The organism is Bifidobacterium miconisargentati (assembly GCF_019331675.1).
In the GTDB taxonomy this organism is placed as follows: domain Bacteria; phylum Actinomycetota; class Actinomycetes; order Actinomycetales; family Bifidobacteriaceae; genus Bifidobacterium; species Bifidobacterium miconisargentati.
This window is the reverse complement of sequence record NZ_JAHBBJ010000004.1, coordinates 37,583-53,190: the sequence shown is the minus strand read 5'-3', so window position 1 is coordinate 53,190 and position 15,608 is coordinate 37,583. Positions and strand designations below refer to the sequence as shown.

Genomic DNA, 15,608 nt, shown 5'->3' with positions numbered 1-15,608 from the left:
TCAGTACCTCACTCTCGGGTCGATCAGGGCGCTGATCACGTCCACGATGAAGTTCACCACGGCCACGATGATGGCGATGAGGATCACGATGCCCTGCACGGCCACGAAGTCGCGGGCCTTGAGGTAGTTGGACAGCATGAAGCCCAGGCCCTTCCATTCGAACGTGGTTTCGGTGAGCACCGCACCGGCCAGCATCATGGCGATCTGCATGCCCATCACGGTGATGATCGGGATGAGGGCCGGACGCCAGGCGTGCTTGTCGAGCAGGCGCTTCTCGGAGACGCCGCGGGAACGGGCGGCCTCCACGTAGCCGGAGGTGTAGGTGGAGATCACGTTGGTGCGCACGAGTCGGATGAACACGCCCGCGGTCAGCAGGCCCAGGGCGAGGGCCGGGAGCACCGCGTGGCGCAGCACGTCCACGAGCACGGTCACGTCGCCGAGCTGCAGGGCGTCGATGATGTAGAAGCCGGTGGGCGAGACGAGCCGCTGGAACTGCATTTCGCTGGACAGGTCGGAGCGTCCGGACGGCGGCAGGATGTTGAGCCAGACGGCGAAGATGAGCTTCAGCACGAGGCCGAGGAAGAACACCGGGGTGGCGTAGCACAGGATGGCGAACACGCGGATGCCGGCGTCGGCGGCGCGGTCGCGGTACTTGGCGGCCAGACGGCCCAGGCCGATGCCCACGATGAGCGCGACGATCAGGCTCAGGAACGCGAGCTCGAACGTGGCCGCGCCGTAGCGGGTGAGGATGGTGATGACGGGCTGGTTGTCGGTGAGCGTGGTGCCCAAATCGCCATGCAGCAGGCCGCCAAGGTAGTCGATGTACTGCACGATGAGCGGCCGGTCATAGCCGGCGGCGTGGATGCGGCGCTGCAGCTCATCCGGGGTAAGGCGTCCGCCCAAGGCGGCGGAGATGGGGTCGCCGGTGGCGCGCATCACGAAGAACACGATGGTGACGAGAATGAAGACGGTGGGGATAATCAGCAGGAACCTCGTCAGCACGAAGCGGAAGAACCCGCCCGAAAGACGGTTCTTCTTCGGCTTCTTCGTCGCCGATGAGGTCGCGGAGGCCGCTGTGGCGTTGTCTGACACGCGATGCTCCTTTGTTTCTATTACGGGTCTTGAGACGGATTGGCTCCCCTCCTTGTTCCGGAGGGGAGCCAATCATTGCCGGGTGGACGTTACTTGGTCACCGAGGCGTAGCGGAAGCGGAACGAGGCATCGAGCGTGACGCCCTTGACGTTCGCGCCGGTGACGGCCACCTGCGCGCCCTGCAGCAGCGGGATCGTGGAGAGGTCCTCGGTCTCGAGCTTCTGGATCTGCTTGAGGATCTCCTCACGGGCGGAGGCGTCCTTCTCGCCGGCCTGCTTGACGATGAGGTCGTTGACCTCCTTGTTGGAGTAGGCGTTGTTGACGAAGTTGCCGTCGCGGAAGAACGGGGACAGGTAGTTGTCCGGGTCGGAGTAATCCGGGAACCAGCCGAGCTGGTAGACCGGGTAGGAACCGTCGGAATCGTCGGTCACGTTGCGTTCCTTGTTGTACTGCGTCCATTCGGTGGACTGCAGGTCGACCTTGAACAGGCCACCCTCCTCGAGCTGGGTCTTGATGGCCGCGTACTCGTCGGCGGAGGAGGAACCGTAATGGTCGTTGTTGTACTGGAGCTTCAGGTCGACCGGGGTCTTGACGTCGGCGTCCTCGAGCACCTTCTTGGCCTTCTCGGCGCTGGGCTTGCCGTTGCCGTCGCCGTAGGCGGACTTCAGCGTGTCCTCGTGGCCGGCCAGACCGTCCGGGATGAAGGAGTACATCGGGGTGTAGGTGCCCTTGTAGACCTTGGTGCTCAGCTCCTCGCGGTCGATGAGGTTGGCGACTGCCTGGCGCACGGCCTTGGCCTTGGCGGCGTCGGCGTCCGGCTGGGATTCGCCATAGGGCTGAATCTTGAAGTTGAAGGCGAGGAAGCGCTCCTCACCGCCCGGTCCCTTGACGACCTTGACCTTGGAGTCCTTGGACAGGTCCTCGATGTCGGTCGGGCTCAGGGAGCGGTAGGCCACGTCCACCTGGCCCTGCTGCACGGCGAGCTTGAGGTTGGAGGCGTCCGCGAAGTACTTGACCTGCACGGCGGTGTTCTTGGCCGGGGTCAGGCCCTGGTAGGAGTCGTTCTTGGCGTAGGCGGCGGACTCGTTGAGCTTGAACGCGGTGAGCTTGTACGGGCCGGCGAAAGCGTTCTTGGACACGATGGTGTCGGCGTCGGTCAGCTTGTCGGCGGAGAAGGAGTCCTCGTCCACGATCGGGCCGGCCGGGCTGGAGAGCACCTGCTTCAGGGTCACGTCGAAGGGCACGGAATCCTTGAAGACCACGGTGGTGTCGTCCTTGGCGGTGACGGACTCGATGTTGGCCAGCAGCGAGCTCGGGCCGTTCTCGTCGTTGATCTTCTTGATGCGGTCGAAGGAGAACTTGACGTCGGAGGCTGTCAGGTCGTTGCCGTTGGCGAACTTCAGACCGTCCTTGAGCTTGACGGTGAACTCGGTGCCGTCGTCGTTCCAGGTGCCGTCGTCGGCGGCGATGTCCGGGCTCAGCTCGGAAGTGTTGTAGTCCTGGGCGTACAGGAACGGGAAGATATTGATCTGCACGGCGTAGGAGCCGTTGTCGTAGGAGCCGGCGGGGTCGACGCTGGTGATCTTGTCGGTGGTGCCGATGGTGATGGCGTCCGAGCCGGAGGCTGAGGCACCGCCGTCATCCTTCACGCCGCCGCAGGCGGTCAGCGAGACGACGGCGGCCGCGGATGCGACCACGGCCAGAATCTTCTTGGAATTCACGAGAATCCTCTCTCTAAACTGTTCCATGCCATTGCGTGGTATGGATTACCGCTGACTATGGTGCCGGTTTGTTACCCGCGCGTTTCCATGTACGCTGGCCGGATGATGCTTGTGGCGTGGAAGGCCAGTGTTTATGCGGTGTTGAGCAGTATCGCGGATATGACGGCGTCTTTTGCGCACGTGATCGAATGGTGAGATTAATAGGTCTGTATTCCATTATGCGGACATCGGTGGGCTGTTGGCGGACTGACGGCCAGCCAGGGCGTTCGACATTCGCGCACGGTTCGTCAACCAACGATTGTTAATGTTGGTTACATAAATCAAAACGGCCATTTTGCAACGCTCAGAGGTTTCTATTGTGACCGTTTTCATCTATACTGAAAACAGTATTGATAAATAGGACGTCAACGATGACGGTTGAGCGAAGGATTCGTCGCCAGCGGAGGCGTGCGGGGAAGGCATTATGGCATCGGGTTTCGAACACGGGGACACCGCCACCGGCCGGCAGGGCAAGGCCAGCCCGGCGGACATCCGGCGCACCAACCGGGCGCTGATCTTCAATCTGCTGTTCCCCTCGCAGCGCCGTTCCCGCGCCGACCTGGGCCGTCTGACCGGGCTGAGCCGCGTGGCCATCTCCGACGTGATCTCCGACATGCTGGACGAGGGGCTTCTGTGCGAGACCGGATACGCGGCCAATCCCACCGGCAAGGGCAAGCGCGGCGCGTTGCTCGGCATCGACACCTCGCGCCTTAAGATCATCAGCATCGATCTGTCCCATCCCCAGCTCATCCAGGGTGCCGTGACCGATCTGCTCGGCATTCCCCAGGACTGCATGGAGGTCGCGTTGGGCCCGGACAACCATGTCGAGACCGACGCCATCGTGCAGCTGATCGACCAGCTGCGCTCCGACCTGGACTTCGGCGACGTGCTGGGCATCGGCATCGTGGTCTCCGGCGTGGTGCAGGAGGGCACCGTGCGCGATTCCACGATGCTCGGCTGGCATAACGTGGAATTGGGCCCGCTGCTCGAACGCCAGTTCGACCTTCCGGTGGTCATCGTCAACGACGCCATCGCGGCGATGCTCACCGAACGGTTCTTCGGCCAGGCCGGACCCGATCTGATCTTCACCACGTTCGGCCAGGGCGTGGGCACGGCCACGCTGATCCATGACATGCCGGTCATCGGCGACCATCACGCCGCAGGCGAGATCGGTCACATCGCCATCGATCCGAACGGCCCCGAATGCCCGTGCGGCAAGCGCGGATGCCTAGAGATGCTGATCTCCGCCCATGCGTTGCGCGAACGGATGCGCCACCATGACGCGCGGGGCCGTGCCGACGTGATCCGCCAGGCCGGCGACCTGTTCGCTTCGGCGCTGGCCATGCCCGTGGGATTGCTGGACATCGCGGACGTATGCGTGGCCGGCCCCGCGGACATCATCAACAACACGTTCCTGGAGGCGGCCCAGCAGCGGTTCGACGCCGCCACCGGCTCCTCGTTCCATGTGCGCACCATCATCCGCCGCTGCCAGGTCGGCGGCGACCTCACCCTGCGCGGCGGCGCCATCGCCGTGATCCGCCGCTATATCAACGGATAATGTCATTTTCTGGCTCCCCTCTCTGAGGGGAGCTGTCGTCGGAGACGACTGAGGGGAGCACCTTTACAGGATTGCTCCCCTCAGTCAGCTTCGCTGACAGCTCCCCTCAGAGAGGGGAGCCAGGTGAAGCGTCTTCACACCGCCAGTGCGGCACCAAGCGCGCCGATGGGCTGGTCCACGGGGGCGAGCCTCAGGCGGTCGGCCAGATGCAGGCCCTTGAGGAACGGGCAGTCGGCCTCGCGGCGGAACAGCTCGTCGCCCATCACATCCAATAGCGGCTCGCCGGTCTTGGCCATGCCTCCGCCCACGATGATCACGCGCGGGTCGAACGCCTGGCCCACGATCTGCAGCGCATCGCCCATCGCGTGCGAGACGATGCCGAGCACCCGCACGGCGTCGGCCTGTTCGCAGTGCGCGCGTTCGATGAGGTCCGGCATGGCGGGCCTGCCGTCCGCGGGCCACAGCCGTTGCACCGAGGCCCCGGAGCACACGGTCTCCAGGCAGCCTCGCTGACCGCACGGGCATGCGAACCGGTTCGGATCGATCGGGATGTGGCCGACCTCCCCCGCCGCTCCGCTGAAGCCATGCTGCAGCACGCCGTCCACGATGACCCCGGCGGCCAGACCGGTGCCGAAGTTCAGGAACACCACGGTTCCCTCGCCCCTGGCACCCGGCACCAATTGCGCCGCACCGAGCGCGGCGGCGTTGACGTCGTTCTCCACGCGGACGGGAATCCCGCCCAGCCGCTCCCCCACTTCAGGACCAAGGGCGAGCGTGTCGATGTCGAGATTGACCACATGGGACACGGTGCCGGCCTCGGAATCGACCTGACCGGGCGTGCCGATGCCCACGCCGGCGAGTTCGCCGAGATGCTCGCCGGCCACCGTGCGCACCAGTGCCGTCACATCCTCGACCACGTTGCCGGCGCCACGGCGGGCCGGCACACGATGACTTGCCGCGACGCCGCCGGCGACGTCCACCAGCACGGCCTCGATTTTGGTGCCGCCGATATCCACGCCGACCCGATATGTTCCCTCATGTAAGTTGTTCCGCGTTGGTTCACCCATGCTTCCTTGCCTTTCCGAAGTTCCCAACCGTGTTCCCCGGCCGTCGTTGGCCGGATACGCATGCACTCCCGCTCAGTCCGACCCGCGCCCGACGTACTCCGACGGGCGACGAACCGGCACACATACAAAGCCGGCCTGCGGGAGGAGTAGGTACCGCAGGCCGGACGCTCATGGCGTGATCCGCAATCCGTCGTCGATTTACAGTTCGCGCCAAGCGATGCCGCTGGGGCCGAGATCGAAGTGCTCGACCTCACCGGAGGGCAGCGCCACATCGGTGGACTGCGCACGATCGGTGTTGTTGATCACGCAGTACCAGTGCTGTTCGGGGAATCGCGCCACCTCGCACTCGGGGTTGGTGGAGCTGAACGCCGCGTACTTGCCTTCGTTGTGGGAGGCGTAGAACAGGATGCGTTCGAGCAGGCGGGCGTTGGCCGCGGAGTACGGCAGGCCAGAGACGTACACGCCGCGCCCCTTGCCGTATTCGTTGACCGCGAGCTGCACCTCGCCGCCGTCGGCCCTTAGCAGAGTCACGTTCTCGTTGATCGGGAACGTGTTGGCGATCGCCTCGCCAAAGTCGATGCCGCCGAGCGGAGCCTTGCCCTGGCCGCCGCCGCAGCCGGACAGCGGGATACGGTAGCCGGCCTCGCTCCAGGCCTCGCGCGACGCCGGATCGACGTGCACGTCCTCGGTGATGAAGTGGTCCGGGGTGACCGGCGGGAAATACTTGTCCACCGACAGGGTCTGGAAGCGCTCCTCGTCCACGCCGAGCACGTCGGCCAACTGGAAGAAACGGCCCTGGAACCACTGGGAGCTCGGCTCGCCCACGCCCACGAGGGCGCCGCCGCCGCGCACCCAGGCGCGCAGCGTCTCGGCCAGCCTGGGCTCCCTGGTCCACACGTCGCCACCGGAGTAGGCGGTGTCCACCGGGCCTCCGGTGATCACCACGTCGATGTCCGGATCCACGCCGTGGTCCAGCACGTCGTCGAAGCTGATGAACCGCACGTTGACGCGCATGCCGGAGAGGGCTTCGAGGATGCCGTAGTACGAGTAGGTCTGCTTGTTGGGCAGGGCGTGGGCCACCGTGTACGCCATCCAGGAGCGCATCTTGCCCCAGGAGTTCAGGATGGCCACATTGAGCTCGCCTTCGGCCGCCGCTCCCCCGGTGCGCTCGTGGATGTCGCGGAATTCGTCGGCGATGTGCGTCACCGCGTCCACGAACTTGGGGAACTTGGCCGCGAGCGAGAGGTAGCCGCCGTAGCCCATGCGGGCGATCGGCGAACGCAGGATGGCGCGGCGGGCCTTGCGCCAGTTGTCCCATGCCTCGATGCTCGGGTCGTTGCCCTCGTAGAAGGTGTCCGGGAAGAAGTACGGCAGGAAGCGGCCTTCGGTGTACCTGACGCCCTTGATGTCCGCGATCATGCGGGTGGTGGTGCCGTCGCCGATGGAGCCGACCACGGCGTCCAGGCCGAGGTCGCCGAAGCCGTCCTTGTAGGGTTCGGTGCCGATCCACTGGTCGCCGAGGAACATCATGGCTTCCTTGCCGGCGGCGTGGGACATGTCAGCGAGCTTCTTGACGTTCTCGCGCACGAAGCCGGAGAGGAAGTCGATCCAGTCACGCTGGGCCTTGCGCGGCACGCGCCATGCGGAGTTGTAGCAGCCGCCGTCCACGAAGTCCTCCGGACGCAGACGGTAGCCGTACTGCTTCTCGAAGTCGTCCAGGGCCTGCGGGCTGACGGTGCAGGAGCAGCCGAACCAGTCGACGATCTTCTCACGGTGCTTCTGGTCGAACAGGAGCGTGAACTGGTAGAAGAAGGTGGTGAAGCGCACCACGTCGGTGGTGGGGTTCTCCGCAAGCCACTTCTCGAACGTGTCGAACACGAACTTGCGGGTGGCCGGATGGTAGATGTCGAACGGGATCTCGTGTTCCTTGTCGCCCCAGTCGTTGGTGAGATGGTTATACATCTCGACCGGGTCCCAGATGATGTAGGCGAGGAACGAAGCCGTGTACTCGTGCATCGGGGTCACGCCGTGCACGGTCACGCTGTGGGAGTCCTTGTCGACGGACCAGTCCGCCGGGCCCACGACCTCGCCGGTGGTGCGGTCGATGACCTCCCAGTACTTGGCCGGGTCGGCGTCATAGTTCGGGGTCAGCTGCTCCTCGTAGAACGTGGACATGAGATCGATGGAGACGGTGTCCGTCTCGGCGAGCACGCGCTGGGTCAGCAGGTAGACCTGCGGCGTCTCGTCCATGTGGAGGGTGATCCACTCGTTATGCGCGCGGGTCGGGAAGTAGGCGCTGTAGATCTTCTTGCCCAGCGCCAGGACGGCGTCGTCCAGATGGGTGCCGTCCGAGTTGCGGATGGCGTCGGCGCCCCACAGTTCGGCCAGTTCCTTGGTCTTCTCGGCGAAGTTCTCCTCGCTGGGAAGCGTGAAACGTCCAGTGGTGGTCATGAAAGTGTTACTCCTTGTAATTTCGGTAAGAGGTGGCTCCCCTGATTGAGGGGAGCCACCGAGACAATCGGTTCGGCACCGGGCTGTCCGCTTAACGGCATCGCCTCCGGCCCCCGCAATTACGGACTCGCCTTCGGCGAGGCTCAATCCGACCTTCGCTCGGCTGTCGCCTCGCTCAGGCTGAGCCTACGGACAGTCCACCGGACTGTCCGTAGGCTCAGCCCTTGACCGCACCAGCCGCCAGGCCGGCCTGCCAGTAGCGCTGGAGGCCGAGGAACAGGACGATCACGGGCAGGACGCCGAGCAGAGCACCCATCATCAGGGCGCCGCGATCGGTGAACGTGGCCAGCGAGACCATGCCGTACAGGCCCAGGGTCACGGGCTTCAGGGTGTCGGACGAGACCATCATCAACGGCAGCAGGAAGTTGTTCCAGGTGGCCACGAACAGGAACAGGAAGATCGTGACCATGGCCGGGGCGAGGATCCTCAGCACGATGGTGAAGAAGATGCGCGCCTCGCTGGCGCCGTCGATGCGGGCCGCCTCCAGCAGTTCGTTCGGCACCGAGGTCTGCGCGTACACGCGGCCCAGGAAGAAGCCGAACGGGGAGACGCAGCACGGGATGATGATTGAGAGCATGGTGTTGGTCAGGTGCACGGCGTGGAAGATCGAGTACTGCGGGATGGTCAGCAGCGCGGCGGGCATGAGCATGCAGCCCATGATCACGCCGATGGCGATGTTCTTGCCGCGGAAGTTGAACTTGGCGGTGGCGTAGCCGGCCATGACGGCCACGAGCGTGCCGATCAGGGCGGAGACGCCGGAGTAGATCAGCGAGTTGAGCACCCAGCGCCAGAACTGGCCTCGGGTCCAGCCCAGCAGCGTGGAGTAGTTCTTGGCGATGGCGCCCGGCAGGTCGGTGATGCCGACCGCGAACCACAGGCCGTTGCTGCCGGTCATCTCGCTCGGGGTCTTCGTGGAGGCGATGATGGCCCAGTAGATCGGGAACAGGAAGTAGATCAGCGCGGCGACCAGCACCACGACGGTGACGGTCTTGACCAGAGCGGAGGGCTGCATGGAACGGGGCAGGTCGTTGGCATGCTGGTCACGGATCTTGTCGGCCTTCTTGCGGGCACGCGCGGCGGCGCGGGCCTCCTTGCTATCGACGTTCACGGCGCTCATTCCGCGTTCACCTTCCTTTCAACCAGCGTGTACGCCACGGCGAGCACGCCTGCGATCAATGCCATGACGATGGCCACGGCGGATGCGGGTCCGTCGCCGCCCGGCGTCAGGGTGCCCTGCGAGGTGTTGAGGGCCATCATCATCGGGGTGTACGACTTGGAGATGCTCGGGTCGGAGATGGTCATGACCTGCGGCTCGTTGAACAGCTGGATGGTGCCCACGATGGACAGCAGCATGGCGAGCAGGGCCGCGGCGCGCACGTTCGGCAGCTTGATCTTCATGGCGATCTGGAAGCCGTTGGCGCCGTCGATGCGGGCCGCCTCGTACAGGTCGTGCGGGATGGCCTGGAGGGCCGCGAGGAAGATCAGCATGTTGTAGCCGGTGAAGGTCCAGGTGGTGATGTTGGCCATCGAGCCAAGGACCACGTTGTCAGCGAAGAAGTTCACCTTGATGCCCAGGGCGGCCAGGCCCTTGACGATCGGCGAGATCTGGCCGTTGTACAGGTAGACCCAGATGATGGAGGCCACCACGCCGGGGATGGCGTACGGCAGGAAGTAGCCGAGGCGGAAGGCGGTGATGTGCTTGACGATGTACGAGTCGACGAGCATGGCCAGCGCCAGTGCGGCGATGATCATGATCGGCACCTGGATCAGGGTGTAGATGACCACCCTGCCCACGCCGGCCCAGAACGCGCCGGACGTGATCACGTACTGGAAGTTCTGCAGTCCGACGAACTTGTTGACCAGTTCGCCGCCGCCGTAAGCGCCACCGCCCACGGTGACCTGGCGGAAGAAGCTGGAATAGATGGCCCAGACGATGGGCAGGATGAACACCAGGGCGAACAGGATGGCGAAGGGCGCCATGAAGGCCCAGCCGGTGCGGTTCTCACGCCGTGCGGCATCCGACCGCTTCGGCTTGGCGGCACGCTTGGCGACCCCCGTCTTCGCCGGTTGCGTTGTTGCAGTCATAGGAAACCTGTCTTTCAAAGAACAGTGCGGGATACAAAAAGATTCGTTGCGGGCGGCGGCGATGCCTCGAACGGCCGCCGGGTCGCCCTTCATAAAGAAAGGCCGGAGCGATGAACTCCGGCCTTTCGGTGTGTGGAACAGTCAGTCTCTTTCCGGTAAAGGCACCGGCGGACCGACCGTTACTCGGCCACGGACAGGCCCAGGTTCTTCAGCGTGTCGACGGACGTGGTCTGTGCCTCGGAGAAGATGTCCGCGACCTTGCCGGAGCCGTCGGAGGCCTTGGCGGCGGTCTCGTTCATCTTCGCGGCGACGGCGGAGAAGCCGGGCATGTAGGTGAAGTCGCCCATGTTGTTGTTCGCGGTCTTGAACTCGGACATGATGTCCTGGCCGCCGAAGAACGTGGACCAGTCATCCGGGGTCTTGGCGTCCTCGGTGGTGGCGGCCGGAACCAGGCCCTGGGAGACCAGGTCGGAGATCTGGGTGTTGAACCAATCCAGGAACTCCATGGCTTCCTTCGGGTGCTTCGAGTTCTTCAGCACGGCCACGGCGGAACCACCGTCGGGGCCGGTCTTGCCGGCGTTGCCGAACCAGTCGCCGAGCTGGGCGACCTGCCATTCGCCGGAGCCGGTGCCACCGGAGGAGGTCATGAACAGCGGGGCCTCCCAGGCGGCGGCCACGGTGCCGATCAGCTCGCCGTTCTTGATGGAGGCGTCGAAGGTCGGATCCCAACGCGGGTTGGTGGTCACGGCCTTGGCGTCGAGCAGCTGCTGGTAGAAGTCGGCCACGGCCTTGGAGCCGTCCGTCTCGGTGTTGACCACCCAGGCGTTGTCCTTGACCTTGTACCAGCCGCCGGAGGCGCCGGCCAGGCCGGAGATCATGTTGCCGGCCTCATCGGGCTGGTAGGACATGATGTACTTGCCGGCGGCGGCGGCCTTCTTGGCCGCGGCGATGAAGTCGCTGGCGCTCTGCGGGACCTCGGTGATGCCGAGCTTCTCGAACTCGGCCTTGTTGTAGAAGTAGACCAGCGGGCCGGTGTCCTGCGGCAGGCCGTAGGCCTTGCCGTCCACCTGCACCAGGGAGTACGGGCCGGAGGCGAAGTCGTTCTTGTACTGCTCGGCGTACTGGGTCACGTCCTGCAGCATGCCCTTGGTGAAGACCTCGGGCAGCTCGGCGTAGCCGACCTGGGCCAGATCGGGGGCCTCGCCGGACTTGACGTCGGTCTCGAGCTTCTTGATCATCTCAGAGGCCTTGCCGTCGAACTTGGTGGCCTTGACCTGGATATCCGGGTGCTCCTTGTTCCACTTGGCCACGATGTCGTTGACCAGCACCATGCCGTCGTTATCGGGCAGACGATGCATGTAGGTGATGTTCACGACGCCGCCGTCGGACGAATCACCCTCGCTGGTTCCGGTGTTCGACTGGGAACCGCATCCGGCCAGTCCCATGGACAGAGCGGCCACCGCGGCCAGACCGGCCATAAGTCGCTTGTTGAATGAAACCATGTTCCTACTCCTCTTCGAGCTTGGTTCGTTGCCGTTCTTCCTTGGCAACTACGTTCAGGGTACGGCGCGAAAGCGTCAATGTCAACTACCTTTACATTAACCGCGTGTCCACTTCCCCAGCCTTGCCGTGTAAACGGTGACATTTCGCGATACTCCGCGAAATCAGCCTATTTGTCAACATTCTTTACATCAAACAGAAACACTCGCGAAACATGTGATACACCGCTAGACCCCAGTCCCCGCGGGCGCGCACGCGACACGCCGCCACATCGCTTCGTTGCGTTAATACATTAACCGCGTTAACATCTTAACCAAGTTTAGATTCAATGCTGAGTGTGAACCACTCGCGACGACGCACGGCAAGGAGGACACATGACCATCATGGCGATCGAAGCCAGCCCGGCCAAGTCCCGTGCCACCGTCTCCGAATCGAACCGTTCCCGCATCCTCAAGCACCTGTACCACAACGGCATCAGCTCCCGCGCCCAGATCGCCAAGGCCCTGGACCTGACCCCCGCCGCCATCACCAAGATCACCGCCCGCCTCATCGAGGCCGGCGTCATCGAGGAGACCGGCGACATCGAGGGCTCCAAGAACCGCCGTTCCATCGGACTGGAGCTCGACACCGCCCGATTCCGCATCATCGGCATCAAGTTCGCGCGCTCGCTCGTCCAGATCGGCGTGTTCGACCTGTGCGGCAACGCCCTGAGCCTTGAGAACCTGCCCACCGTCTACGACAACACCATCGACGACACCATCGCCATCATCCACGAGCGCATCACGCAGCTGCTGGCGGATGACCCGTCCATCGTCGCCGTCGGCATGGCCGTGCCGGGCCCCTACCTGCGCAACGAAGGCCGCACCGCCGTGGTCTCCAGCATGCAGGGCTGGCGCAGGATCAACTTCATCAAGGAATTCTCCACCGCCTTCCGCGTGCCGGTGTTCACCGAACAGGACGCCCGCGCCGGCGCCCTGGCCCACTACCTGTTCGACCCGGCCGTCCACACGGAGGCCAACCTCTCCTACTACCTGCTCGGCGAGGGCGTCGGCCTCGGCGTCATCGACAACGGCCGTCTCATCAACGGCTACCTCGGCGCCGCCACCGAAATCGGCCACATCTCCATCGACGTCAACGGCCGTCCGTGCGACTGCGGCAACGTCGGCTGCCTCGAGCGCTACTGCTCCACCCCCGCCATCCATGACATGCTCATCGAGGACGGCGAGGTGGTGCCGGGAGCCGCGGCCATGACCCACACCGATGCGGTGCGCGCGCTGTTCGCCAAGGCCCGCGAGGGCGACGAACGCGCCCGCGAGATGATCCGCGAGATCGGACGCTACGTCGGCTACGGTTGCGTGACCATCTTCAACGGCTTCAATCCCCGGCACATCATCATCGGCGACATCGTGGCCGAAGCGGGCCCGCTGCTGCTCGACGAGGTGCGCCGCACGGTGGACGAACGGTCCATCCCCGAACTCAACGAAACGACTTCCATCACCCTGTCCACACTGTCGGCGGACGCGGCCGTCTCCGGCGCCGCGGCCGTGGCGGTCACACAATTCCTGGAACATCCCTCGATGTTCTTCGACGTCTCGTGACGACGCGGGACGCGGACAAAACAAAGATTTTCCCTACGGAAGAAACCAAACAAAGGAAAGGAAACAACCATGTCTAACCCGATCGTTCTGAGCCTGGGTGAGCTGCTGTGGGATATGCTGCCGGGCGGCAAGCGCGCCGGCGGCGCTCCGGTGAACTTCGCCTACCACGCGATGAAGAACGGTGCCGAGGGCTGGTCCGTCAGCGCGGTCGGCGAGGATGAGCTCGGCGACGAACTGGTGGCCAAGGCCGAGGAAGCCGGCATCAACACCATCATCCAGCGCAACGCCTGGCCGACCTCCACCGTCGAGGTGGCCCTGAAGAACGGCATCCCGGAGTACACCATCGTCAAGGGCGTGGCCTGGGATCACATCGCCTACACCCGCCAGCTCATCGACGTGGTCTCCAAGGCGGACGCCGTCTGCTTCGGCACCCTGGCCCTGCGCTCCCCCGAGTCCCACGCCACCATCACTGAGCTGCTCAAGCAGACCAAGCCGGGCGCGATGAAGTTCTTCGACATCAACCTGCGCGGCGACCACTACTCCAAGGAGCTCATCGAGGAGCTGCTGGGCTACTCCACCGTCTTCAAGATCAACGACGAGGAGCTGCTGCTCCTGCGCGACATGTTCGACATCCGCGGCACCTCCGGTGAGGACGCCTGCCGTTGGTTCCTGGACGAGTTCAACCTGGACTACGTGATCCTGACCGCCGGTTCCGCCTACTCCACCATCATCTCCCGCAAGGGCGAGTCCTCCACCGTGGACACCCCGCACGTCGAGGTCGTGGACACCGTCGGCGCTGGCGACTCCTTCTCCGGCACCTTCACCGCCCGCACCCTGCTGGGCGACTCCCTCTCCGATGCCCACCGCAAGGCCGTCAACACCGCCGCCTTCGTGTGCACCCAGGCCGGCGCCTGGCCGGACTACCCGGAGCAGATGCCCGACTACCTCGCCGAAGCCGGCAAGTGAGTCGACCTCTTCCGTCCCATCCCGCGGGTCGTTAGCACCCGCCCGATAACCTCCTTTCCTCCCGCTTTCGGGTATGGCTCACGCCGAGGCAACGCCGCTTCGGATGCATAACCAAAACACGCTTCCCCAGCGTGAGCCATACCCGATTGACGCGGAAAACCCGGCCGACGCAGGCCGGATCATAACTGAATATCGCCACAGATTCATTGCCTCATTGCAGTTAAGAAAAAGGGATTCATAATGAGCAACGAAACCACCAAGACCGGCAACGCCGGATTCGCCAAGATCCTGCCGGTGATGTTCGCCTTCTTCGTCATGGGCTTCGTCGACCTGGTCGGCACCGCGACGAACTACGTCAAGGGCGAGTTCGCGCTGGCCGACGGCACCGCGAACCTGTTCACCACGATGGTGTTCTTCTGGTTCCTCATCTTCTCCGTGCCCACCGGCATGCTGATGAACAAGATCGGCCGCCGCAAGACCGTGCTGTGGTCCATCCTCGTGACCCTCGTGGCCATGGCCCTGCCGATCATCGCCTACGTGGCGCTCTCCGGCACCGCCCGCCTCGTCCTGATCGTCATCTCCTTCGCCTTCCTCGGCATCGGCAACACCCTTATGCAGGTGTCCCTGAACCCGCTGCTGACCGTGTTCGTCAAGGGTGACAAGCTCGCCTCCACGCTGACCACCGGCCAGTTCGTCAAGGCCTTCGCCTCCCTGTTCGCCCCGTACATCGCCATCTGGGGCGCCACCAAGCTCGGCATGTGGTGGATCCTGTTCGTGATCTACTTTGTCATCGGCATCATCGGCTACATCCTGCTGGCCTTCGACAAGATCGAGGAGCCCGCTCCGGACGCCGGCACCACCACCATCGGCCGCTGCTTCAAGCTCCTGTTCTCCGACGCCATCGTGTTCCTGTGCTTCCTCGGCATCGTCGCCCACGTGGGTGTGGACGTCGGCATCAACGCCCAGGCCCCGCGTATCCTGACCGAGCACACCGGCGACCAGTTCACCGAGATCGCCGCCACCGCCACCATGGTCTACTTCATCGCCCGTATGATCGGCTGCTTCACCGGCGGCATCGTGCTCCAGAAGATCTCCAACAAGGTCGGCCTGCGCATCTGCGGCGTCATCATGACCCTGTCCGCCGTCTGCTTCGCGATCTTCGCCCTCGTGCAGGACAACCCGCCGGTCTGGCTGTTCTGGGTCGCCGTGGCCCTGGTCGGCTTCGGTAACTCCAACGTGTTCTCCCTGTTCCTGTCCCACGCCCTGATGTACCGTCCGGATCGTCAGAACGAGATCTCCGGCCTCATGCTCATGGGTCTGATCGGTGGCGCCATCTTCCCGCCGATCATGGGTGTGGCCGCCGACGCGGCCGGCCAGTTCGGTGGCATCCTCGTGATGGCCGTCGGCTGCCTCTACGTGCTGGTCATGGGCTTCGGCTACAAGATCCTCGAAGGCAAGAAGGCCTGATCGC

11 protein-coding genes are annotated in these 15,608 nt (G+C 64.3%); 4 read left to right on the top strand and 7 right to left on the bottom strand.

Going from position 1 to position 15,608, the window contains the following annotated elements; translation table 11 throughout:
• A complete protein-coding gene (locus tag KIH81_RS03555) occupies window positions 1-1,092 on the bottom strand; it encodes an ABC transporter permease (protein WP_214304097.1) in 1,092 nt (363 codons plus the stop codon).
• An 89-nt stretch (window positions 1,093-1,181) separates the two neighbouring features.
• Complete coding sequence (locus tag KIH81_RS03550) at window positions 1,182-2,813, bottom strand: ABC transporter substrate-binding protein (protein WP_214304096.1); 1,632 nt, start codon at window positions 2,811-2,813, stop codon at window positions 1,182-1,184.
• 463 nt (window positions 2,814-3,276) lie between these two features.
• Here KIH81_RS03550 and KIH81_RS03545 point away from each other — a divergent pair, with 463 nt between their 5' ends.
• Entirely contained in the window at window positions 3,277-4,410 is a 1,134-nt protein-coding gene (locus KIH81_RS03545; protein WP_214304095.1) for an ROK family transcriptional regulator, read from the top strand.
• Between the two features lie 134 nt (window positions 4,411-4,544).
• Here KIH81_RS03545 and KIH81_RS03540 read toward each other — a convergent pair whose 3' ends face one another.
• The 5 genes from KIH81_RS03540 to KIH81_RS03520 form a co-directional block, all read right to left on the bottom strand.
• Window positions 4,545-5,477 (bottom strand): ROK family protein, encoded by a 933-nt coding sequence (locus KIH81_RS03540; RefSeq protein WP_214304094.1) that lies wholly within the window; start codon window positions 5,475-5,477, stop codon window positions 4,545-4,547.
• Window positions 5,478-5,675: 198 nt separating this feature from the next.
• Window positions 5,676-7,928 (bottom strand): 1,3-beta-galactosyl-N-acetylhexosamine phosphorylase, encoded by a 2,253-nt coding sequence (gene gnpA / locus KIH81_RS03535; protein ID WP_214304093.1) that lies wholly within the window; start codon window positions 7,926-7,928, stop codon window positions 5,676-5,678.
• Window positions 7,929-8,145: 217 nt separating this feature from the next.
• Window positions 8,146-9,105, bottom strand: coding sequence for a carbohydrate ABC transporter permease (locus tag KIH81_RS03530; protein WP_217624855.1), 960 nt, complete (start codon window positions 9,103-9,105; stop codon window positions 8,146-8,148).
• Window positions 9,102-10,073, bottom strand: a complete 972-nt coding sequence (locus tag KIH81_RS03525) for a carbohydrate ABC transporter permease (protein ID WP_109057739.1) — start codon at window positions 10,071-10,073, stop codon at window positions 9,102-9,104. The genes KIH81_RS03530 and KIH81_RS03525 overlap by 4 nt, the downstream gene beginning before the upstream one ends.
• Before the next feature lie 179 nt (window positions 10,074-10,252).
• Window positions 10,253-11,575 carry an ABC transporter substrate-binding protein gene (locus KIH81_RS03520; RefSeq protein ID WP_109057740.1) on the bottom strand — a complete coding sequence of 441 codons (1,323 nt, stop codon included), beginning with the start codon at window positions 11,573-11,575 and terminating at the stop codon, window positions 10,253-10,255.
• A gap of 381 nt (window positions 11,576-11,956) precedes the next feature.
• Here KIH81_RS03520 and KIH81_RS03515 point away from each other — a divergent pair, with 381 nt between their 5' ends.
• The 3 genes from KIH81_RS03515 (at window position 11,957) to KIH81_RS03505 (ending at window position 15,604) form a co-directional block, all read left to right on the top strand.
• Window positions 11,957-13,171: an ROK family transcriptional regulator gene (locus tag KIH81_RS03515; protein WP_214304183.1), complete on the top strand. Its 1,215-nt coding sequence runs from the start codon at window positions 11,957-11,959 to the stop codon at window positions 13,169-13,171.
• A gap of 69 nt (window positions 13,172-13,240) precedes the next feature.
• Window positions 13,241-14,137, top strand: a complete 897-nt coding sequence (locus tag KIH81_RS03510) for a carbohydrate kinase family protein (protein WP_214304092.1) — start codon at window positions 13,241-13,243, stop codon at window positions 14,135-14,137.
• Window positions 14,138-14,377: 240 nt separating this feature from the next.
• A complete protein-coding gene (locus tag KIH81_RS03505) occupies window positions 14,378-15,604 on the top strand; it encodes an MFS transporter (protein ID WP_109057742.1) in 1,227 nt (408 codons plus the stop codon).
• The last annotated feature ends 4 nt before the right edge of the window (window positions 15,605-15,608 follow it).

Bases quoted from the DNA above. Each gene is read 5' to 3' on its own strand.
- KIH81_RS03545 (WP_214304095.1), top strand. From the start codon at position 3,277: ATGGCATCGGGTTTCGAACACGGGGACACCGCCACCGGCCGGCAGGGC.
- KIH81_RS03540 (WP_214304094.1), bottom strand. From the start codon at position 5,477: ATGGGTGAACCAACGCGGAACAACTTACATGAGGGAACATATCGGGTC.
- gnpA (WP_214304093.1), bottom strand. From the start codon at position 7,928: ATGACCACCACTGGACGTTTCACGCTTCCCAGCGAGGAGAACTTCGCC.
- KIH81_RS03530 (WP_217624855.1), bottom strand. From the start codon at position 9,105: ATGAGCGCCGTGAACGTCGATAGCAAGGAGGCCCGCGCCGCCGCGCGT.
- KIH81_RS03525 (WP_109057739.1), bottom strand. From the start codon at position 10,073: ATGACTGCAACAACGCAACCGGCGAAGACGGGGGTCGCCAAGCGTGCC.
- KIH81_RS03520 (WP_109057740.1), bottom strand. From the start codon at position 11,575: ATGGTTTCATTCAACAAGCGACTTATGGCCGGTCTGGCCGCGGTGGCC.
- KIH81_RS03515 (WP_214304183.1), top strand. From the start codon at position 11,957: ATGGCGATCGAAGCCAGCCCGGCCAAGTCCCGTGCCACCGTCTCCGAA.
- KIH81_RS03510 (WP_214304092.1), top strand. From the start codon at position 13,241: ATGTCTAACCCGATCGTTCTGAGCCTGGGTGAGCTGCTGTGGGATATG.
- KIH81_RS03505 (WP_109057742.1), top strand. From the start codon at position 14,378: ATGAGCAACGAAACCACCAAGACCGGCAACGCCGGATTCGCCAAGATC.